This is a genomic window from Gaetbulibacter sp. PBL-D1 (genome assembly GCF_050509525.1).
Lineage (GTDB): Bacteria > Bacteroidota > Bacteroidia > Flavobacteriales > Flavobacteriaceae > Gaetbulibacter_B > Gaetbulibacter_B jejuensis.
In genome coordinates this window covers 1-20739 of sequence record NZ_JBNWKB010000027.1, presented here as the reverse complement: position 1 = coordinate 20739, position 20739 = coordinate 1, and the positions used below count along the sequence as shown (strand labels likewise).

Sequence of the window (20739 nt, the reverse complement as noted above, 5' to 3'; positions counted from 1 at the left end):
TGAAGGAGCTTTGATGCTTCGATACTTCGACAAGCTCAGCACAGGCGGAGCTCAGTAGAGGCGTTTGCTCAGGGTGACAATATAAAACCCTTCGACAGGCTCAGGGTGACAATAGGAAAGTGAAGGAGCTTTGATATTTCGATACTTTAGCTACGCTCAGTAGAGGCTTGCTCAGAGTGACAATTTAAAACCCTTCGACAAGCTCAGGGTGACAGTTGGTTGATGTTTGGTGTTTGATGTTTGGTGTTTGGTAGGTAAATGATGGTTATTTATTTGTTAATATATTGTTGATAATTAGACCATTAAAACCACACGTGGTAAATCTTGTTTTTTTAAATTTAAAATGCTTTTATGAAGAAAAAAAAAATCAACTAACAAATATGAATGTTATGATGTACAAAAATTTTTATTTTAATTATGAAACGAATTTGCATCTACCCAAAAGATGTGCAAATTATAACTGGGCGGAGCCTACGTTATTGTCAAGGACTAGTAAAACATATTAAATGCGTGCTCAATAAAAAAAAGCATCAAACGATAACCATAAAGGAATTTTGCGATTATATGGATTTTCCTTTTGAAGACGTTAACAATATGATACAATAATTACGATTGCAAGTAAAACGTAAGTTAAAAAAGCCCCTCAATTTGCCAAGCTTACTACGACCTGAATTACCGTAGCAGGCTTATACTTTCTAATTTTAAGCTGCTATTTTTTTATTCAAACACCTCTTTCCATAGTTGTTTCACACGATTCCAGTCAAAAGACTCAGCAACTGCTCTAGCATTAGCTATCATGTGTTCGCGTTCAGTAGCGTGTTCAAACAGATAAAGGATAGCCTCTACCATAGCTTCTACCGATTCAGGAGCTACAAGCAACCCTTCTTGTTGATGTTGTATTAAATAAGGCATTCCACCCACATTGGTAGACACTATAGGCAAACCTAAAGCCATAGCCTCAATCACACTTACAGGCGTGTTGTCAAAATTAGTGGTGTTAATAAAACAATTATAGTCTTGAGACAGTTGAGTCCATGCCGCTTTACTCAACTTTCCAGTAAAGGTCACTTCAACCCCTAAGGTAGAAGCCAAGGCTTTTACATTGACTAAAGTACCATCACTATCAGGTCCCACCATACAAAGGGAGGCTTTATAACCTTTATCCAATAGTGTTTTTAAGACCCTAACTGCTAGTTCTGGGTTATAAAGGACCGAAAATGAACGTACCCATAATAATTTTATAGTGGTATAAGAGCGTTCTTTAAACGGATAATTGTCAATCGAAATAACATTAGGTATAAACGTCAGGTTAGCCATTCCATGAACTTTAAAACGTTCATAGAGATAATACGATGGAGACACATTTTGTTTAGCATGATTAAAAATCATATCGCTTAGCTTGGGTGTTCTATGGAGTCTTTTGGGTAAATTCCCACCATGCAATATAGGCACGTAGTCTAATTTAAGCAGTCTACACAACTGGCTTACCGCAAAAGCATAATAAAAGTTTAGCGTACTATAGGTATCAATCAACACACAATCAGTCCTTTTTCTATGCTTAATGACAGCGTAAAGCATTTCTAAAAGCCGCAGTACAATGTTAGCTTTTGAAGACGCATACCGAACACTATATCCCTCACGTTCTAGCAAAGGCCCTAATACCGTAATATATGAAGGATTACGATGGTTTCCTCTTAAGTTGTTGCCTATGTACAGGACGTTTTTCATGTGTTATATGTAATAAAGCTAAGGCATATATAAATCCGGGTGCTGCAATACGCATTGCTGAGTGATTAATAGTAGCAAACCAAAAAGCTAAAAAGGCATAGAAAAGTACATTTCCCTTATGTTGAGAACGAAACACCAAGGGTCTAAAAATCAACAGTAATAGCATAATAATACCTAAAACACCATGCTCAGAAAGCAATCTACTTATTTCATTATGAGAGGCTACAACTTGTCCATCTTCTTTCAAACGTTCTTGTTTCATTCCACTGGCACCTACCCCTAAAAAGGGATGCTCAAGAAACCCTTGTATTTCATGCACAAACAATTCTAAGCGTCCTGTCGAAACGTCTTCTTTCTCTCGTCCCGTTGCATCCTTATTAGCATAGCGATTATCTATTAAGCCTTCTGTTTGACTGGAGCTAATACCCCAAGTTAAAATACCACCTAAAACCAAAAGCACAAACATGCCTATAATCTGCTGTTTTCTTTTATAGCCTGATTGCCAATACAACAACCATAAAAAAGCGCCAACCACAATAATAGCAGCAAAAACGCCTCCTCTGCTAAAGGTAACTAAGGCTCTAAAACTAACTGCACACAATAGGCCCAAATTAAAAAGTTTTAAAAACAAAGATGGGGATTTTAAAAAAACACGCACTACCAAAGCAACCATCCCCAAACCGAGTAATGTAGACACCTGATTAGGTCCAAAACCACCGGAAGTTGCAAAACTGGAACCTGTTCCGGTTAAAACCTCTTTTACGCTAGGATTATAAAGGTACAAATGTGTAGTCATTGTAATGATTGGAAAGCTCATACAGGCGACGACTTGCAACAATTGTTGATTGGTAATTCGTTTTTTATAACAATACAATGCCGAGATACCCAAACACACCGGACCACTAAGTACAAAAGCGACACTAGTTCTAAAATTCAAATCATACCCCAAGTTAATGGACGCTACCAATACCGCAGGCACCATTAAAATTAAATACATAAAATAAGGATAAGCGCCTCCTGAAATACCATTATAAAACATTCCCATCAATGTCAAGAGAATGACAAAATATTTAGAAAACTCATAAAAAAGCCCACCTCCAGTCATGCGAAATAAGGACTCAGCTGCGGCTATATAAGCACAACCAAAAAGTACCCACATAGTCTTGTTTTTAGGTAAAGCGATAATGATGTTAATTATAAAAAAAGCACAAACTAGTGTAAAGTAAAGTTTTGAAAACCCTGGTATTTGGTTAATAAATACTCCCAAAATAATATGAACAACTACCAAAAACACATAAAGATCATTGGTAAAACGGTATTTTTTAGGAGTTCTCACTCTTGCCCTACCCATAAGCCACCACTCCTTTCTGATAATGTTCACATACACGCTCAAGAACAACTGATTTAGAATAGTGTTGCTTTACAAAAGCATGTAATACTTTAGCGCAATCAGTCCTATACTCAAAGTCATTGATAAATACTTGTATAGCTTTTGATAAAGCCTCAGGATCCTCTGCCTGAACCAACTGTCCATGTTGCGCATCTACAATCACTTTTTTACAATCTCCCACATTAGTAGCTACTACAGCCAATGCCCCCAAACCGTATTCCAGTAAAGCAAGAGGCAACCCTTCAGAGCGCGAAGACAACACACCTATTGTACACTGCTTTAAAATATAACCTACATCCTTACAGCTCCCATATAAAAACACCTGTTCAATCAAGCCTTCTGCTACAATAAACGTACGCAAGTTTTGTGCATAATCATCATCAAAATCTTTACCTACCAAATGTAAGCTCCAATCTGGATGCATGTGTTTAATCTGCTTAAAAGCTCTTAACAAGGTAATGTGGTCTTTTTGAGGCCTTAAATTTGCTAAACACACTATACGTTTACCATCTTGTCCTTTTAATCGTGTCTCTTCATCCTTCACACCTAAAACATCTACAAAGTTTGACAGATAAAATACGTGCTTACATTTTAAATGAGTTTTAACCCAAGCCTGTAAATTTTCATTCACGCAATATACCCAGTCAAAATAACCTGAACACCATTGCAGTACTTTATGTGGACGCTTCGCAAGCATTTCACTGTTACCATAATGATCATGCCATACCAGTGTCAACTTAGGGGAAACTAGTTTTGCTAAAGTGCCTAAAAAAAAGGAGGTTGAATGGGCATGCACAATATCTATCTGTTCGGTTTTAATAAACTTAATAAATCTCCTGTAAGCTTTTATATCGTATGTGGAACATTTATTTAAAAACAAGTAGCCCACATTAGGAACGATAGCATCCTTAAGCAACCCTTCAGCGCGTGTGGTGCATAAATAGGAACTGTCAATACGTTCTGAAAGCGCATTGGCTAAATTCACTGCCATCCGTTCAGCTCCTCCAGCATCCAAACTATCTATTAACTGTAACACCCGCATATCCTTTTTCTGCTAAAATAAAAAAACTATAGTATACACTCTCGTTTTAAGACAGGAACAATACCTATTAAGTTAAAAACAACAAAAGGTAAAGTAAACTACCTACTAAAAACTTTCCTCCAAAACGGCTTTAATATCAGCTTCCAAACGGTCAAAAGTGTACTGCTGCGACCAATCCATTGCTGCTTTAGCCATGGCATCTAAATCACTGTATTCCAAAGCTTGTATAAGCCTTAACACAGCACCTTCTACATCAGGTGAAATCAAAATACCACGCGCACCTTCACCCAGCATCCAGCTTACACAAGACACGGCGGTGGCTACAGGAATACAGCCAAAAAACATACCTTCAGCTACCGCTTTAGGCCACCCTTCACTCTTTGAAGGTAAAATATTAAAATGAGACTGTATCAATTGTTTTTTGACTTCTTCCTTATCCCGGTTACCATACAGCACAACCTGCCTCTCTAGTCTACGCTCACTCACATAGGCTTTTAACTCAGGCATTAAAGGACCATCTCCAAACATATGCAGTTTAGAGACGATTCCCTTTGCGTTTAAAGCTTCAATAATTTTGATGGTTAATAAAGGGCGTTTACCCACTACCAAAGCACCTGCAAAGACAAACTCTAAAGTGTTAGTATAATCACGTTTTACAAAAGGCATCTTTTCAGCCTCGGTATAAGTCGCTGATATAAAAGGATAAATATTTCGCGTTTCATTGGGCCATTCACCATAAACCAACACTTTCATATGACGTGTTAAAAAAGTATTTCGTAAAATGGCTTGCTGCAAACGGTAGCTCCAAGGTTGCTTACTATTAGGATCCCAATTACCTGCATATTTTGTAGATTTTGATTTAAAAGGAAACAACAACTGCGCAAAACAGGCTATTAAACTAATGTTCCCTGGGCAACGTAAATGAATATGATCTGCCATAGACATCACATAGCAGCATCTAATAAAAATGAAAGGCACTACAAATACAGCTTTAAGGGCTTGCCAAAGAGTTAAAATATTAAAATTGGGCACACCAAAAAAACGCACAGCATCATGCTGATAAAAGGTATCTATAGCATCTATAGCGTTGTTAGTCTGTCTTGGCCCTAACACCAATAATTCATCAGCATACTTACCCCAAAGGTTCATCTCGCGTACATAAGGCGCATACCCATAATACTTATCATTGTGATAACTATGCCGAACAATAGTAATTATTGCTAATTTCATCTCTTATTCATTTTTACTGTTGCAAATGGTTAAAAATAACCCAATCATTTAGCGCCTTATAGTGTTAAACGTCATAACTGTTCGCTTGGTGGATAAAACAAAACTGTCCACCACCCCACAAAACGCCCTAACCCTTCACTAAGGGCTGCTTTTTTTTGTGAGGACATTACAACTCCCAACAGTGTTAACTTCATAAGCAACACTGCTGTAAGATGCCATTTCAATCGTGCTTTAAGGCTTGGATTAGGGTATTTTACGCGCCAGATGTACCAACCATTTCGCAAAACCATTTTACCATATTTATAAGCATTTGGGCGTCCGGCTGCTTCATGATGATGTTCTAGTTGTGCATTTGTATTCACATACAAAGTCCCTAGTTTGGACAACCGCAAACAAAAATCAGCATCCTCATACAACCCATAGCCTTCAAAATAAGAAGAGAAGCGCAAATGCTCAAAAGCGCTATTCTTAAAAGACATCGCACACCCCATAAGTTGTTCTGCTGGATAGGTGCGTCCCGAAGGTGGTAAAAAACCCACCGAACGTCCGTGAGAAAATGAGGGTAATATACAAGGAGGTGTATCAGGCTGTAAACCAAAAGCACGCCTTACCTTAAACCGTAATGGCTCTTTCCGTTGCCAACCATCATAATAAAAATAATGGTGTGTTCTAACACCCTTTTCCGGCTCCCATTGGACTTCATTACTAATATAACCACCTACACCCAATGCATCTGGATAGTCTTTATAAGTAACCAGTAATTGCTGAAAATAATAAGGATTTAAAATAGTATCATCATCCAAAAAACACACAACATCAGTGGTTTTAGACACCTTTGTAATACCAAAGTTACGCTGCTTGGTTAATCCTCTATTCTCTGCTGTCACCTTATAGTACACCAAATTAGAAAACTCATGCGCTTCTAGAGCCTCTTGCGTTGCTGTATTCAATGAACCATCTATTATCACTATCTCATTAGGACATAACGTTTGCTGCTCTACAGAGTAAAGGAGGTTCAACAACGCTTTTGGGCGCATATAGGTACAAACAACTAAAGAAAAATCCATCTGTTTTAAGAATTTCGTTGACCTAACTTAAGCAGCTTTCTGGCATAAAACAGCGACGTATTAAACTGTATCTGCTTATACAACAGCTTTACCAATTTTAGAGGGATCATTAATTTAGAGCCTCTAGAAACATATAAAAAAAAGTGCTTTATCCGCCATTCCTTTACTTGCTTAGGGGTATAATGCTTTAAAATACCATAAGTAACTGTTGGGCTCGGTACTGGTCTAATCCACTTTACAGGCGTATCTAGCTCCCAAGGTTGCTCTTTGCGCTGCTTACCTAGTATCCTAGACTCTTTCCCCCAAAAACGATAACCGCCTTCAGGTGGCTTCAGGTGCAGGTTTGCCGAAAAGGGGTTATGTAATAACACCTCTCCTGACTTTAAGATACGAACACCAAAATCAGAATCCTCACCATAACCACCATCAAAATTGATATCATTACCTTGCAACTTCATCACTACATCACGTCTCACACACGAATTGGCATTACTAAATATAGGGGAAGTTCCAACGCGCCACCTGGACGAACCTAATTGATCCAAACGCAATTTCAAATCATTTAAATCCTGTTGGGTATGCTCAGCCATAACATCAAGTCCATTGCAAGCACTAGCATTATAGGTTTGTAACAATTTAACATGATGCTCTACAAAATCAGGTAACACACGCACATCATCATCAGCAAAAATAATATAATCGCCTGTACATAAGTCTATGGCTTCATTTCGAGCACGACAACTTCCTTTGGTGGTCTGCCATTTTAGTTTAATATCAAAATTAAAATGTTCAGGACGATAATATTGAGCATCACGCTCTGCTTCTGGAGTCGCGTCTACAATAACCGCTTCTTTTATAGGATAGGTTTGCGCATTATAATCCTTCAATAACAACTCCGTAAACGCTTGTCGTTTCATAGTTGGAATCACCAAACTCACAGTTGGAGAACCTTCTATAGGTTTTAAACCTCTAACCTTTATTGGAGTATCAAAAAACAATGTTCTGTCTTTTGTTTTTAAATAAGCTCTCAGTTCATTTGGAAACTTAAACACTCCTTGCCTCAGCATCATATAAAATCGATGATGCTTCTTAAAATACTTAGCAAAAAAATAGTACCTATCTACTGCTGGAATAGTAATTTCTTGTGCTTGGGGCTCAAACAATCCTTTCACAAACAAAGGAATACCAAAATAAGTTCTAATCAATCCAAAACCTAAATCCAATCCTTTCATAAGCGAATTACTATAATTGGAATCAACCCCTTCAATCTGCTCCCAAACAGATGCTCTTATAACAAACGCTTCTACATTTACTCTCCAGTTAACTGATAGATAATCTGTCTCAAAATCATTCAAAAACCACCAATATACTGAAGTTTGATAAACCAATTCGGGAAAACAGTTCTTAAAACCTTGTTGCATACTACTATGCCATAAATCTCCAGGACCTGCCGCTAAGGCATCCAAAAGTTGAAAATTTGGAGTACCAACGTAAAAAAGTATCTCGTTTGATGATGTTGTATAAGTTTTAAAATCCAATTGTTATAATATTTTTTTTAAACATAACCCATTTTGCGTCGTAAACGCATTGAGCCCATTTTAATACCTAATAGTTGTAAGGCATTAAAACCATAAGTCCTGCTTATAGGGTTAAATCGTTCTGTTTTCTTAGTAGCCTTCCACATATCATCCGAATGGGTTTCTTCTTTAAAAAAAGAAGTATTAATAACATCTATACCATCTATGCGCTTAGATAATGTATTAACATCAAGAGAAACTTCAAACAAGTCCATTAATCGCTTTAATGTAATTTCGTCGCGCTTTACCAAATCTTCATACTTAACCACAAAACAATCATCCAGATTCGGAAGATAGGCCTCAATGCGTTTAGAGTATTTTCTAGCATATGAATAATGATATATACCAAAAGGTAATACTATTTTTTTTATAAAGGATTTAATATCTTTTGCGTTGTACTTCAAAATTTTAAAATAAGATATCAAGCAATCCTTAGGATCTCTTAAGGAAACAACATGAAGCGCTTCAGGAAAATAATGTAACGCTTCACGAGTTCCCGTAAAAGAAGTATATTTAATAAGGTAATTATCCTTAGTAGTCATAATAGTAGCCCTAAGGGGCTTAACAAACAATTCATCCAAATAATCTGCTACTCCTTTACTTTTATAAAAACCACACTTAGCCTTATGGTAAGCATGTAAAACTGGTGCTATAGGCAATTCACTTCTAACATCTATTGGGGTTTTACAATCTACAATTGTTCTAATAACATCAGCCATAAAATTATGTCCTGACCTAGGAGACTGCGAATGTAAAAAAATCAACTTCTCTTTTACCATTAGCCTTGTATTAACGAGTGATAATAATCAATGTTTTGTTTGGTGATGATTGCTGTGGAAAAATGACGCTCAACATGTGCTCTTGCATAACTACCCATACTAACGCGCAACGCTTCATCCTCTAAAAGCGCTATAACCTTTTCAGCAAAGGCATTATGGTCATCAGGCGCTACCATATACCCCGTTTTGCCATCTATCATTAACTCTTTAGCCCAACCTATATTTGAACACACCAAAGGCTTCTCCATAGCCAATGTCTCCAGCCAAGTCATTGGGAAAGCCTCTGCATAACTAGGTAACACTATCACTTGAGCTTGGGCAACATACGTTTTTACAGTCTCATAAGACACTTCATTCAAATGCGTTACACTTCGTTTAGCTTTAGGACTTAAAGCTTCTTGAAATAAACTCCAGGTGGATTTTTGTGTAAACACATCTGTATTATCTTTACCTATCAATACTAATTCGGCATCAGGCACCTGTTTAACAATCGCATTAAAAATAAAAGGTAATTCTAAAACCCCTTTTTTTCTAACCAATGTTCCAAAATAAAGAATTTGTAATGGTCTTACAGATTCTTTAAGCGGCACAAAAACAGCAGTATCTATACTATTATGTATCGTAGTAATTTCTTTTTTTAAACCAAATAATGACTTCGTGACTTGACCAGTAAAGCTACTAGCAGAAACCAAAGCGTCTGCACTTTGTAATGCTTTCCGTTCTATAAAACGATGCTTCCACTTTTGTTGTCTGCCTTCCAAATGGCAAAAATAGCCATCGCTTCCATTCATTCTAATAATTAAAGGCACAGTAAATTTCATAAAGGCAGACAGACCTGTCCAATCAGGTGCTTCAATTAATTGAATGCCATCTGTGTCAATATGCTGTTGGATGATGTTTTGTATGCGCTTACGCTCTATATACCAATTAAAAAGTAAGTGCTGTTTTTTAGCGATACTCATTATCCTAACACCGTCTTCAAAAAAAGTCTTGTCTTGGGCTTGCCATGTCACAAAAACAGTAACCTCAACATTTCGGTTTACCAGTGCTGTAGCTAAATTTTTAATACTTGTTCCCAAACCACCTGATCTATTAAAATCAGGATGAGGATATTCTGGTGTTAAAAAACCTATATGCATACTACTAAATCAAAATGTTCATCAACCATTTTATCTAAACCAAACTCATTATGCACCAGAAGAAACACGTCTTTGGCTATCTTCTGCTCTTTCTTTAAGATAGACTCCAGCACCTGCTTTAATGCACTAACATCGCCCGCTTGAAACACAAATCCATTATCACCATCTGTAATCAATTCTAAGTTACCTCCTACTTGTGTAGTAATTACTGGTACATTGGCCGATAAACTCTCCAATAATGACAAGCTAAAGCATTCCATATAGGTTGGCTGTATCATATAATCATAATTCCTGAACAATTTAGGTAAGTTTGCTGAACTTCCTTTAAAACTCACAATATTTTGCAACTTATACTGTTGTGATAAGGCTTTAAGTTCATTTTCCATAGGGCCTTCTCCATAAATATCAATACTTACTCCTTCTAAATCTGCACTATTTATTTGGTCTAAAGCAGCCAACAAATCTTGAATACCTTTAGATTGTCGTAAGTGAGAAGCAACAATAAATTGTTTTGCTTGTCTTGATTCTTGTTGTTTATAAATTGAAACATCAATACCATTATATATGACTTTTACCTTTTTACGTAAGAAATAGCCGTAATCGTTCAATATATGATGTTTGGTATATTTAGACACTGCAATAAACTGATCAGTAAACTTAGAATACAGAACACCTTTTACTTTTAACTTAATTCGCTTTTTCAAAGGGAATCCGTCCAGTGGTCTTGGATTATGGTCCACAGCAATGCAATAAGCTTTAGTATACTGCTTCACCTTTTTATAAAATGAAGTACACAATTCCGTAAAATGGGTGACCACACAATTATAAACTGTAGTACTTTGCTTTAAATGGTTTAAAAACGCAGCCTCTACTGATGTGTCCTGTACTAATACAATATCTAAGTCCTTATAAAAATCAAACACCGCTTGTCCTTTAAAAAACCATTTTACATCACATCCCAGCAACTTTGCTTTGGTATCATAAGCCACAAAAAACCGATCCATACCTCCTATTCGGTCTGGTCTTAATTCATAATTACAAATGACCGCTATGGTTTTTGATTTTAATTCAAGCATGATTGTATTGAATTTACAATTCGTTGTGAGGTATGTTCCAATTCACAACTAACCTGCATAGCTAGTAAATCACGTTGTGCATCAAGTCTTATACTTGGCATATTCAAGCTTTCTTTTATAGCAGTTACTAAAGCGTCCGAGGTAGTTACAATAGCAACCGCTCCACTTTCAACAACGCGTTTATAATGGGCGTACTTTAAAAAACGTTGGTCATCATACAGTCCGTTTGCTGCAGTTCCAAACACAGGGTTAATGACTGGCTTATCAAAGCACATAGCATCTAAACTCATCGTAGAACACATATTCACAAACACATCACTATACTGCAACACACTTCGTAAATCTTTCATATCTTCTACATTAGGCACACGTTGCGACCAAGTTTCTTGGTGGTCTTGTCTTACCAAATCCCACTTAGGGTAATTCCATATTATAAAGGGATAGCGTTCTTTAAGAAAATGAAAGCGCTCAGGAGATTCAGCTGGCGAAGTGCGCACAATAAAGTTAACGGCTCCAAACACTCCATTTTGTATAGCCTCAGCAATAACCTCTATATACAAAGGATCATTTTTACTGGTAGCAACATCTCCGCAACTAAAACAAATGGTTTTACACTCCGCTTTTAGCTTAAACTTCTCGTAAAAATCTTGCTCTAAAGTCTTATAACGTTCTAATACATAAGGTTCAAATTGTGGTGTACCCACCACACGCACTTGAGAGGCGTTAACCGAAGTATAAAACTCTAATAACTCTGCCTTCATAAGATGACTCCACACAAAATAATGGTTAAAATGCCCTGCCATTCTACCCTTAGAAGCTAAATTATCCCAACTAAAAATAAAACTACCGTTAGGAATACCTAACTGCTCCGAAGCATATAATAATGGTGCTATATAAGGTGGACGCTGATGGGTAAAAAACAAAAAATCCACACCCTCAGCTTGTAAAATCGTTTTGTAGTCTTTGGTAATCTTATCGGTTTTAAAAGTCTGTTGCTGTAACCTATTAAACCGATGAATCCAGGATTCTGATTTTAAAAACTTGGTGATAAAAAAAATAAATCGCTTAGCATAACCACGTATGCTCTTGCTTTTGGTTTTATTAATACGATAAGAGTCTTGTATCCCAAAATTGCCTCGTTTGTGCAATTGTAAATGGGCAACTTCCTTTAGCTTCATAAAAAACCATGTAGAAAAACGCTCTTCAAATACTTCTAGCTCTACAACCTTACAGCCCTTTGTAAACCCTTCATATACCGAAATAGGTAAACAAGACAACACTACCACCTTATCAAACGAAGCCTCTGCTTCACTTAAAAAGTCACTTAATATAAAGTTTCTAAAACCTACACCGTCTGTAATAACAACTCCTAGTGTTTTCATGTAATATCCTTAAATTGTTTTTGATGGTTAATCTCCCAAAAAGCAACATCTTCTAAACTCTTTAAAAACAACTGAGCGCTTTTTCCTGTTCCAAAATGGGCTTCTGTTGTTGCAGTCACAGGTTCAAGATGCGCTATAGCAGTTACAATTGCTGCTGTAGTATAGTCCGTATTAACCAACGTACTATGCAACACTCTGTTCTGTTGTCGCGTACCAATATTTATAGTAGGAATTTGATAATATGGAGCTTCACGTACGCCTGCGCTACTGTTTCCTATAATAAACGACGCGTGCTTTAAAAGGGTTAAGAAATATTCAAACCGCAATGAAGGAAACACCTTAAAATTAGGATGTCCGTCTAAAACACTGTAAGCTTCAAGGATATATTGACTCCCCAAATCATTATTAGGGTAAATAACAACATACTGCTTACCACTGTCTAATAAGGCAGTCACAAACTGCGCAGCATAGCTTTTAATATCGTCTATTTCGGTGGTTACCGGATGAAACATAGCTACAGCATACGTTTCAAAAGGAATAGTATAATACTCCTTTACGGTTGCTATACTTGGTAAGCGGTTGGAAAACATCACATCCACATCTGGCGAACCTATGGTAAAAATAGCAGCTTCCAGCTCTCCCATCTGCAACAGCCGCTTCTTTGCAGCAGCATTTGCCACAAAATGAATATGGCTCAACTTACTCACCGAATGTCGTATCAACTCATCTATGGTTCCTGAGAGTTCGCCACCTTCTATATGGGCTACTAATATATTATTCAAACTCCCTACAATAGCACCTGCTAAAGCTTCTACACGGTCACCATGCACCACAATCAAGTCGGGTTTCAACTCATTAACATAAGCTGAAAAACCTTCAATGGTTTTTGCTAAAGTCAAATCCATTGTAGCCTCATCAGTATGATTTGCGTAGGTATGTATGTTTTTAAAGCCTGTGTTTTGTACTTCTATAAGGGTATAACCATACAAGGGCTGCAAATGCATTCCTGTAACAAAAATATGCGGCTCAAAAGCACTACTATCTTGTAAAATAGCGAGTAATGGCTTTAATTTCCCAAAGTCGGCACGTGTGCCTGTTAAAAAAACAATCTTCTTTTTCTTACTCAATGGCATCCCAACTTAATTGTTCATCATTAGCAATAGCTCGTGTGGCAGTTTTCCCTAAAATACTATTAAAATGCTCCGCTAGTATAGGACCTGTACCTGGACGTTTCACCCAAATATTGGCTTTTGTAAACACCTCTCCTTTCGCTATAGGCGCAATACTACAAACGGTAGCAAAGGCAAAATCTATAGTCACTTGCTCTTCTGCTGCTGGTCCTTTGGTACCGCCACGCATTAAGGCCATGGCTTTACTTTCTGTGATCAAAGCACGACAAGCAGCTTCATCCATACTACACACAATATCCGGACCTGTTCGCTGCATATGGTCGGTAAAATGACGCTCTAAAATACTTGCTCCCAATGCTACTGCTCCTAAACAAGCAGTATTAGTCAATGTATGGTCACTAAGCCCAAAGACCTTATCAGGAAAAGCCTCGTGCAATTCTAGCATAGCACCAAAACGCACCAAATGGGCTGGCGTAGGATACAAATTGGTAGTGTGTAACAAAGCTACAGGTACCTTATGGGCATCAAATATAGCAACTGCCTTTTGCACACTCGCTATAGTATTCATTCCTGTACTTAAAATCACAGGCTTACCAAATTGGGCAATATGTTCTAACAAAGGGTAATTATTACACTCTCCTGAACCTATTTTATAGGCGGCAACATCCATTTCTTCCAATCGGTCTGCGGCTGCTCTCGAAAAAGGCGTCGATATAAAAATCATTCCTTTCGATTCCACATAATGCTTTAACTCCAATTCATCAGCAGCATTCAACGCACAACGTTCCATAATCTCATAAATAGACACATCGGCATTTCCTGGAATCACCTGTTTAGCCGCACCACTCATTTCATCGGCTACAATATGGGTTTGGTGTTTTACCACCTCAACACCTGCTCGTGCTGCTGCATTTACCATAGCTTTAGCGACAGCCAATGAGCCTTCATGGTTAATGCCTATTTCAGCAATGACCAATGGCGGAAAATCCAATCCTATTTTACGTCCTACTATTTCAATAAAGGGATTGTGCATTTATATAATTATTACGTTATTCTTGTTACAAATTAAACTATAGCTGTCACCCTGAGCTTGTCGAAGGGTCAATTACTATAAGGCTTCGACAGGCTCAGCCTGACAAAACTATTTTTTTTTACTATTTTTCAGCACATATTCTGCATACCTAAAATCCTCCTCCGTATCAATATCTACAGTAGCATACGGATGGTCCACAATATAAGGAAGATTATGCGTTCCTAAAATGGTATCGTTTAAAATTAATGAGGCTTTACATATATATAACAGTCCGTTTTCATAATACAACGGCTCTAGGTCTTGGCTACGTTGCCCCATAGTATAGTTAAAGGGCTCAAATCGCTCATTAACAATTTTACCCAGTTTTTGATGGGTTCTACTTACCGTCATTAAGCTGTCACAACCACGTTCAAAAAAAGCGTCTAAAGCATCTGCTAACAAGGCTTTAGGACGCAGCGGATTGGTAGGCTGCAACAATACCACATACTCACAAGCACAATCAATGGTTTCTAACACATGTTTTAAAGCCGAAACAGTAGTAGCAGTATCACCACACAACTCTTCAGGTCGATCTACAACTTGTGCTGCATGAGCAACTGCAATAGCTTTGACCTCAGGATCATTAGTAGTAACATAAACAGCATCTGCTAAATCAGGATGGCTCTGGGCATACGCTATACTATGCGCCACCAAAGGCACATCGCCTAAAACGCTTACATTTTTTTTAGGCAAGCGTTTAGAGCCTGAGCGTGCGGGTATGATAACTAAAATAGATTTATTCATTTGGACTCCAATAAATAGGTACTCGAGGCAAGTTAACAAATTCCTTGTATTGCGATTTGCTCAAACGATAATTATTTGTAAAAAACTTAGGCATATGTACCATAACATCCCACAACGCTAAGGCCAAGGCTTGGGTAGCTTGCATATTACCTTTAAAGGTTTTGCGCTTTAATTGGCTCCACACACTAGAAAGAAACAAGCGCAAAGCTACTCCAACCGGATAACACAAAAAATACACATACCAACCTGCCCGTAAAGAACGACGTTGTCGCTGCAAATAATCAGAGTCTGTTTTTCTTGCAGTCATATCAACGCGATGTTGCACTAATATTTCAGGGGCGTATGTTATGTTCCAGCCTCTTTTAAACAATTGCAAAGCCGCAAATTGCTCTTCGCCATAAAACTGAAACCATTCAGGGTAATCAGGAATATCTTTCCAAGCTTGAATCCGCCATACATGGCCACAGCCTACAAAACCATTAACCTGATGTGAAGTCTCAATTGTAGAGAACACTTTAGGAGCTTGCTTACCCCAATAAATGCGAAAAGCCAATAAGCCGCATTTTGAATCTGCTTCAAAATACGTTGTGACGGTTTCAAGCACATCGTCTGAAAGAAAATGGGCATCATCATCCAAGGAAATAGCAAATTCCTTATTTGTTTTATTGAGCATATAATTGCGGTGGTACAAATACCCTTTACTTTCGGGCTCTAAAAGTATTTCAATTTTTGGTTGTTGGGATTGTAAAAAATCAGATGTCCCATCAGTAGAACCATCATCACAAATAGTACATTCCACATCTGCTTTATCAAGCAAAGGCTTTAAAAACTCCAAAGTTAGCTGTAACTCCAGTAAGCGGTTTTTGGTGGTGATTAAGATTGAAAATGTAGAGTTATTCATGCCATGGGGTGCAAAAAATCGCTTTAGGTGGATTAATATAAATTAGTGAAATTTTAAATACATTTTTATTTCAATTTATTCTTGTAAAACTTTATTAAGAAGCATTTTAAAATTCTCATCATTAAAATAATCCCCAAACTGATCTATATATTCATTTGTAGTCAATCGCTCCTTTATTAATTCACCTAGTTTCAATTTAATATCCTCTACATTATTCATATCGGCTATATATTTCTTATTTTTCATAATACGTTTCAATTCACTTCGTTCAGGTGAAACTATAAAAATAGGTTTACCTGTAGTGGTTAAAAAAGGAACTTTACCTCCAAGAGTGTTTGCATAATGTGGCCCGTTTTCTAACACAATGTTAATATCACTTTGGCTTGATTGTTCATTAAATGAGTTTGAAAAATCTAGAAACTCTAATACCTTTATGTTGTCTAGTTCTGAGTATTTTTCCTTTATTTTCTCGATATTATCACCTTTGGTTCTTAAAACAAATTCAGTATCCACCATTAGGGATGGATTTTCTTTTAATAGTTTCTCATAGGCTTCAAGTACATTAAACAAATTTCTACCAAACATAAGTGCACCATGATATGAAATTTGAAGCTTTGCCTCTTTTTTTCTCACCTCACTATCTTTACTTACATCAAATGCTTCCAATGCAAACTGATGTGGAAGTGAATAAAAATACTTGTCTGAGGCATATAAATACTGTAAGTCTTTTGCCATGTAATATGCTGTTGCGCAACAAACTTTTGCTTGCTGAACAACCTCAATCATCATCTTTAGTCTTAAAAAGTCATTCCTATGTATTTTCGTTGATACTCCTTTATACCATGGATATGGATATGGGTCGTGAAAAACTACAATGGACTTTTTTAATATAGGCAAGTTTCTGGCACCTAATATAGTTTCATGATTTAATCCCGAACTCCATATAAAAATGTGATCGTAGGTTTTGTAATCTATATGCTTTAAATGCTTTGCATATTTTTGATGGATGTAGTATTCGGCATATAACACTCCAAAAAATCTTGAACTTAATCTATTTAACCATTTAACATGAAAAGGGGGGGTTATATCGACAATTTTCCTAATGATGGAATCTACAGGTAAAGATTCTAAGTCATCATTACTTGTAAAATGTGATAAATAAAGTACATCTATGACAGCATCAGGATATATCCTTCTCAACTTCGCCAAAAAAGAACGTCTACCCAATCCGGCACTTGTTCCAGAAACCCTCAAATCTTGTGTTATTACTATAAACCTCATACCCATGTATACTGAATCAAACTTATTTTATTAAAGATTTAACTACTTTGTTATATAATGATGAAATATATTTAACATTGTATCTTTCTTTGTATCTACTCCTCAATTTTGATGCAAAATTTTCACATTCCAAATCAGACATATCATTTAGTTTACTTACATGCTCACATAAAGAGTTTTCAAGATTGCTATCAAGCCAAAAAGAATTAATCCCTGACAATCTATCAGTCATTGCTCCTACCTCTGTAGACAACAATAATTTTCCAGCTGCCATAGCCTCTAAACCTACAAGTGGCCCTGCCTCATACGAAGATGATATTATTAAAACATCTATTTTTTCAAAAAAATCTACTATCTCATCATTCTTTAGAACACCCAAATATTGACATTTAGGTGCGTCTTTAATTACCTCAATCAATGCTGTCAATTGATTGCCTTTTCCTGCTATAATAAATGTCAAGTCAGCTTTTGCGAAAAAACGAGCTAGAGTAAGTACGTTTTTATTACCTTCTATTCTTCCAAGAAAACCAAAACGGAGTGGTTTTTTGAAACTTATAGGAAGCTTAAGCAAATTTTCTTCAACTGTCACACATTGATCAACTATAATATAGGGCAACTCCTCTCCTATTTGCTTGTTTAAGTTTTTAGCATTATTTTCTGAATGATGTAGAAATAGGGATACTTTTTTTAAAAATTGATATTTTGAGACATCTATTGCTTTTATCGTTTCGGCAGTCCTAACAACAACTTGAATATTATTTTGATGACAAAACTCTATTATTTGACTTAAATAACAGTATGTAATTTGGGCACAAACTATTACAACTTCCTTGCTTTTTAGCTCCTCGTATAATTGCTTTAAATATAATTTATCAAAATCATATATTTTTTTTGATACAGAATTTTCTATGTATGACTGGAAATTATAGGTCTGCTTCTTCTTATTCCAAAATCTTGATGCAGCCGTTAAAATAAAAATAACCTTGTTAGTATGCATAATAAGGCTTGGGATTGAAACCCATTCAGAAAATTTCAAATTTTGAACTGCAGATGCTTTTTCGGATATATAATTTGTAGATATTATTTTTACATTATAATTTATCTCTAGTGCGAGAGCTATTGTATTCACTTCCACCCCTATACCTCCTAAATCTGAAATCGGTCCTAATATGGCTATCTTTTTCAAAACAATTTGCGTTTTATACGATTTAAAATTGAAAACTTTCTTATCTGGTTTTTAAAAAATTTCCTATGTTCCTTTATTATATTTTTGTCAATGATTTTGACTTTTAAGTATAGATACTCTTTTCTTTGGTTCAGGAAGACTTCAAAAGAGGCTTTTTCTTTTTTCATTAAAAAATTCTCAATTAATATCCAAGATTTAATAGACTCATTTAATTTAGCCAAATTATCAAGAGAGCTTGTCGAGCTTTGTTCTGAAATTCTATAATATACCGTAGCATATTCTGCAAATAAAATGATACTGGATTCTATAATAACTCTCACAAAGAATTCCCCGTCTTGATTTACTTTCAAAGTTTCATTCCAGAGCCCTGATTTACCCAAAATATCTCTAGATACCAAAAATGCATGTGAAGGCATAAACGACTTCGATTTACCGAAATCATTTAATATGCTCTGTGGAGAATAATAATTCCTGTAAAAAATATGATCTTTAGCTTTAAATTCAATTCTTTTAGGCGTAGAAAATCTGCTCCACTTACAAGTAGAAACACTAAAAGGAATATTGATGATTTTTTTTAACTGTTCACTTAATTTGTTTTTAGATAGTAAATCATCACTATCCAACCAATTAATATATTCACCTTTACTCAATTCAAATCCATAATTGCGTGCAGCATTGCCCCCAGGCAAGCGGTCTTTTGGACGGTGATGGTATTGAAATCGGATGTCTTTTTCCACAAAAGCACCCACAACCTCAGCTGTGTTGTCGCTACTACCATCATCCACTACAATACATTCCCAATGGGTATAGGTTTGCGACAGTACACTATCAAGCGTTTCTCCTATCAAGTGCGCTCGATTATAGGTGGGAATTATTATGGATACTAGAGGACTAGTCATAACTGAGGTTTAGGATAACGATAAACAATAGTTTGTGTTCTAGCCCAGCGGTAACGTAAAAACGAGGGTAAAAATCGCTCCCAGTGGTAAGCCTTACGCCTAAAAGCACGATTCCACTTAGCCTTTGGAAACAATCTATTAAAACGCTCCAAAGCACCTATTGGCACTATCGACACGTCCTTAAAATACTGTTGACCAACACGCTTGTAATGTGCACCACTATTATCCCTGTCTGGGTGTGGATCCAAGGCTTTCCAGGCTTTAAAACGCGACACCTGTAAACTCGACGGACGCCCTGGTACAGGCACCATCCAGCGCAAAGCATCTAAAAACGCACTGTTAATCGCAGGCTCCACATACCTCACCTCGCCTTCAGGGTGTAACAACCTTACAATCTTATCTAAAAAAGCAAGCTCCTGCTCATGGGTAAGATGGTGTACAAAGGCTTTGCCTATTACAAAATCAAAATCTGTCTCGTCAATAGTTAAATTCAAAAAATCACCTTGATAATACTGTATGGGGTAATCAAAATCAGCTTGGGCATTTAACGCTTTAATAAGCACACCACTTTGGTCTGATATGTCATTGGCATACACTTGGGCACCCAAGGCAGCCATTACAGCAGCATTGGTGCAATCACCACAACCCAACTCCAGTACCTTGGCACCTTGCAACCGATCCTTAAAATGGTCTTGGTACATGCACACCCACGACGTATCTGTAGCTGTAGCATCTGCCAAAAAAGCATCCAAACGCTCTAGCTTACGCAATATACCATCTACCGATACCCTGGAATACAAAGCATCATAGTGGGCTCTATTTTGTGAGGTATTTTGTTCTGACGATACCATGAGTGTCAACGCATTGGGCTTTGGCGAATATACATCAACTACAAACAATACACAACAAACCAATCGCTAAAAACCAACCTGTAAGTATTACTCCCAACTTCTAATCCGCCACCTCTTCCAATAACGCTTGCAAAACCCCAATATGACGCTCCAAAGTAAAAAACCTATTAACACGCTCCTGTCCAGCTCTTCCAAGCTGTTGCGCATAATCAACATCATCAAGCAATCGCAACATATTTTGGGTCATAGCCTTTACATCATGCTC

General features: G+C 36.8%; 18 protein-coding genes. All 18 read right to left on the bottom strand.

All coding sequences use genetic code 11. The features are described from left to right. Positions 1-717: 717 nt before the first annotated feature. Positions 718-1728, bottom strand: coding sequence for a glycosyltransferase family 4 protein (locus ACQ0RB_RS15310; protein WP_430499547.1), 1011 nt, complete (start codon positions 1726-1728; stop codon positions 718-720). Beyond that, positions 1679-3079 carry an O-antigen ligase family protein gene (locus tag ACQ0RB_RS15305; protein ID WP_430499545.1) on the bottom strand — a complete coding sequence of 467 codons (1401 nt, stop codon included), beginning with the start codon at positions 3077-3079 and terminating at the stop codon, positions 1679-1681. The genes ACQ0RB_RS15310 and ACQ0RB_RS15305 overlap by 50 nt, the downstream gene beginning before the upstream one ends. After that, a complete protein-coding gene (locus ACQ0RB_RS15300) occupies positions 3072-4160 on the bottom strand; it encodes a glycosyltransferase (protein WP_430499543.1) in 1089 nt (362 codons plus the stop codon). The genes ACQ0RB_RS15305 and ACQ0RB_RS15300 overlap by 8 nt, the downstream gene beginning before the upstream one ends. A 105-nt stretch (positions 4161-4265) precedes the next feature. Further along, a complete protein-coding gene (locus ACQ0RB_RS15295; protein WP_430499541.1) occupies positions 4266-5390 on the bottom strand; it encodes a glycosyltransferase family 4 protein in 1125 nt (374 codons plus the stop codon). Between the two features lie 71 nt (positions 5391-5461). Continuing rightward, complete coding sequence (locus tag ACQ0RB_RS15290) at positions 5462-6457, bottom strand: glycosyltransferase family 2 protein (protein WP_430499540.1); 996 nt, start codon at positions 6455-6457, stop codon at positions 5462-5464. A 5-nt stretch (positions 6458-6462) separates the two neighbouring features. Continuing rightward, complete coding sequence (locus tag ACQ0RB_RS15285; protein ID WP_430499538.1) at positions 6463-7995, bottom strand: glycosyltransferase family 2 protein; 1533 nt, start codon at positions 7993-7995, stop codon at positions 6463-6465. Between the two features lie 17 nt (positions 7996-8012). After that, entirely contained in the window at positions 8013-8813 is an 801-nt protein-coding gene (locus tag ACQ0RB_RS15280; RefSeq protein WP_430499536.1) for a sulfotransferase, read from the bottom strand. Then, positions 8813-9952 carry a glycosyltransferase family 4 protein gene (locus ACQ0RB_RS15275; protein WP_430499534.1) on the bottom strand — a complete coding sequence of 380 codons (1140 nt, stop codon included), beginning with the start codon at positions 9950-9952 and terminating at the stop codon, positions 8813-8815. The genes ACQ0RB_RS15280 and ACQ0RB_RS15275 overlap by 1 nt, the downstream gene beginning before the upstream one ends. Next, on the bottom strand, positions 9943-11028 hold the full coding sequence (locus tag ACQ0RB_RS15270; RefSeq protein ID WP_430499532.1) for a glycosyltransferase family 4 protein: 1086 nt from the start codon (positions 11026-11028) through the stop codon (positions 9943-9945). Before ACQ0RB_RS15270 ends, ACQ0RB_RS15275 begins: the two co-directional genes overlap by 10 nt. Continuing rightward, positions 11016-12410 carry a hypothetical protein gene (locus tag ACQ0RB_RS15265; protein WP_430499530.1) on the bottom strand — a complete coding sequence of 465 codons (1395 nt, stop codon included), beginning with the start codon at positions 12408-12410 and terminating at the stop codon, positions 11016-11018. Before ACQ0RB_RS15265 ends, ACQ0RB_RS15270 begins: the two co-directional genes overlap by 13 nt. Further along, positions 12407-13537 carry a UDP-N-acetylglucosamine 2-epimerase gene (gene neuC / locus ACQ0RB_RS15260; RefSeq protein ID WP_430499528.1) on the bottom strand — a complete coding sequence of 377 codons (1131 nt, stop codon included), beginning with the start codon at positions 13535-13537 and terminating at the stop codon, positions 12407-12409. The genes ACQ0RB_RS15265 and neuC overlap by 4 nt, the downstream gene beginning before the upstream one ends. Next, a complete protein-coding gene (locus tag ACQ0RB_RS15255) occupies positions 13530-14573 on the bottom strand; it encodes an N-acetylneuraminate synthase family protein (RefSeq protein ID WP_430499526.1) in 1044 nt (347 codons plus the stop codon). The genes neuC and ACQ0RB_RS15255 overlap by 8 nt, the downstream gene beginning before the upstream one ends. Before the next feature lie 108 nt (positions 14574-14681). Beyond that, a complete protein-coding gene (locus tag ACQ0RB_RS15250; protein WP_430499524.1) occupies positions 14682-15356 on the bottom strand; it encodes a cytidylyltransferase domain-containing protein in 675 nt (224 codons plus the stop codon). Next, positions 15349-16257 (bottom strand): glycosyltransferase family 2 protein, encoded by a 909-nt coding sequence (locus ACQ0RB_RS15245; protein WP_430499522.1) that lies wholly within the window; start codon positions 16255-16257, stop codon positions 15349-15351. Before ACQ0RB_RS15245 ends, ACQ0RB_RS15250 begins: the two co-directional genes overlap by 8 nt. Positions 16258-16332: 75 nt before the next feature. After that, entirely contained in the window at positions 16333-17511 is a 1179-nt protein-coding gene (locus ACQ0RB_RS15240) for a hypothetical protein (protein ID WP_430499520.1), read from the bottom strand. Positions 17512-17560: 49 nt separating this feature from the next. After that, positions 17561-18724 (bottom strand): glycosyltransferase, encoded by a 1164-nt coding sequence (locus tag ACQ0RB_RS15235; protein ID WP_430499518.1) that lies wholly within the window; start codon positions 18722-18724, stop codon positions 17561-17563. Further along, positions 18721-19623, bottom strand: a complete 903-nt coding sequence (locus ACQ0RB_RS15230) for a glycosyltransferase family 2 protein (RefSeq protein WP_430499516.1) — start codon at positions 19621-19623, stop codon at positions 18721-18723. Before ACQ0RB_RS15230 ends, ACQ0RB_RS15235 begins: the two co-directional genes overlap by 4 nt. Next, positions 19620-20474 carry a class I SAM-dependent methyltransferase gene (locus tag ACQ0RB_RS15225; RefSeq protein WP_430499514.1) on the bottom strand — a complete coding sequence of 285 codons (855 nt, stop codon included), beginning with the start codon at positions 20472-20474 and terminating at the stop codon, positions 19620-19622. Before ACQ0RB_RS15225 ends, ACQ0RB_RS15230 begins: the two co-directional genes overlap by 4 nt. Between the last annotated feature and the right edge of the window lie 265 nt (positions 20475-20739).

Bases quoted from the DNA above. Each gene is read 5' to 3' on its own strand.
- ACQ0RB_RS15310 (WP_430499547.1), bottom strand. From the start codon at position 1,728: ATGAAAAACGTCCTGTACATAGGCAACAACTTAAGAGGAAACCATCGT.
- ACQ0RB_RS15305 (WP_430499545.1), bottom strand. From the start codon at position 3,079: ATGGGTAGGGCAAGAGTGAGAACTCCTAAAAAATACCGTTTTACCAAT.
- ACQ0RB_RS15300 (WP_430499543.1), bottom strand. From the start codon at position 4,160: ATGCGGGTGTTACAGTTAATAGATAGTTTGGATGCTGGAGGAGCTGAA.
- ACQ0RB_RS15295 (WP_430499541.1), bottom strand. From the start codon at position 5,390: ATGAAATTAGCAATAATTACTATTGTTCGGCATAGTTATCACAATGAT.
- ACQ0RB_RS15290 (WP_430499540.1), bottom strand. From the start codon at position 6,457: ATGGATTTTTCTTTAGTTGTTTGTACCTATATGCGCCCAAAAGCGTTG.
- ACQ0RB_RS15280 (WP_430499536.1), bottom strand. From the start codon at position 8,813: ATGGTAAAAGAGAAGTTGATTTTTTTACATTCGCAGTCTCCTAGGTCA.
- ACQ0RB_RS15275 (WP_430499534.1), bottom strand. From the start codon at position 9,952: ATGCATATAGGTTTTTTAACACCAGAATATCCTCATCCTGATTTTAAT.
- ACQ0RB_RS15270 (WP_430499532.1), bottom strand. From the start codon at position 11,028: ATGCTTGAATTAAAATCAAAAACCATAGCGGTCATTTGTAATTATGAA.
- ACQ0RB_RS15265 (WP_430499530.1), bottom strand. From the start codon at position 12,410: ATGAAAACACTAGGAGTTGTTATTACAGACGGTGTAGGTTTTAGAAAC.
- ACQ0RB_RS15255 (WP_430499526.1), bottom strand. From the start codon at position 14,573: ATGCACAATCCCTTTATTGAAATAGTAGGACGTAAAATAGGATTGGAT.
- ACQ0RB_RS15250 (WP_430499524.1), bottom strand. From the start codon at position 15,356: ATGAATAAATCTATTTTAGTTATCATACCCGCACGCTCAGGCTCTAAA.
- ACQ0RB_RS15245 (WP_430499522.1), bottom strand. From the start codon at position 16,257: ATGAATAACTCTACATTTTCAATCTTAATCACCACCAAAAACCGCTTA.
- ACQ0RB_RS15230 (WP_430499516.1), bottom strand. From the start codon at position 19,623: ATGACTAGTCCTCTAGTATCCATAATAATTCCCACCTATAATCGAGCG.
- ACQ0RB_RS15225 (WP_430499514.1), bottom strand. From the start codon at position 20,474: ATGGTATCGTCAGAACAAAATACCTCACAAAATAGAGCCCACTATGAT.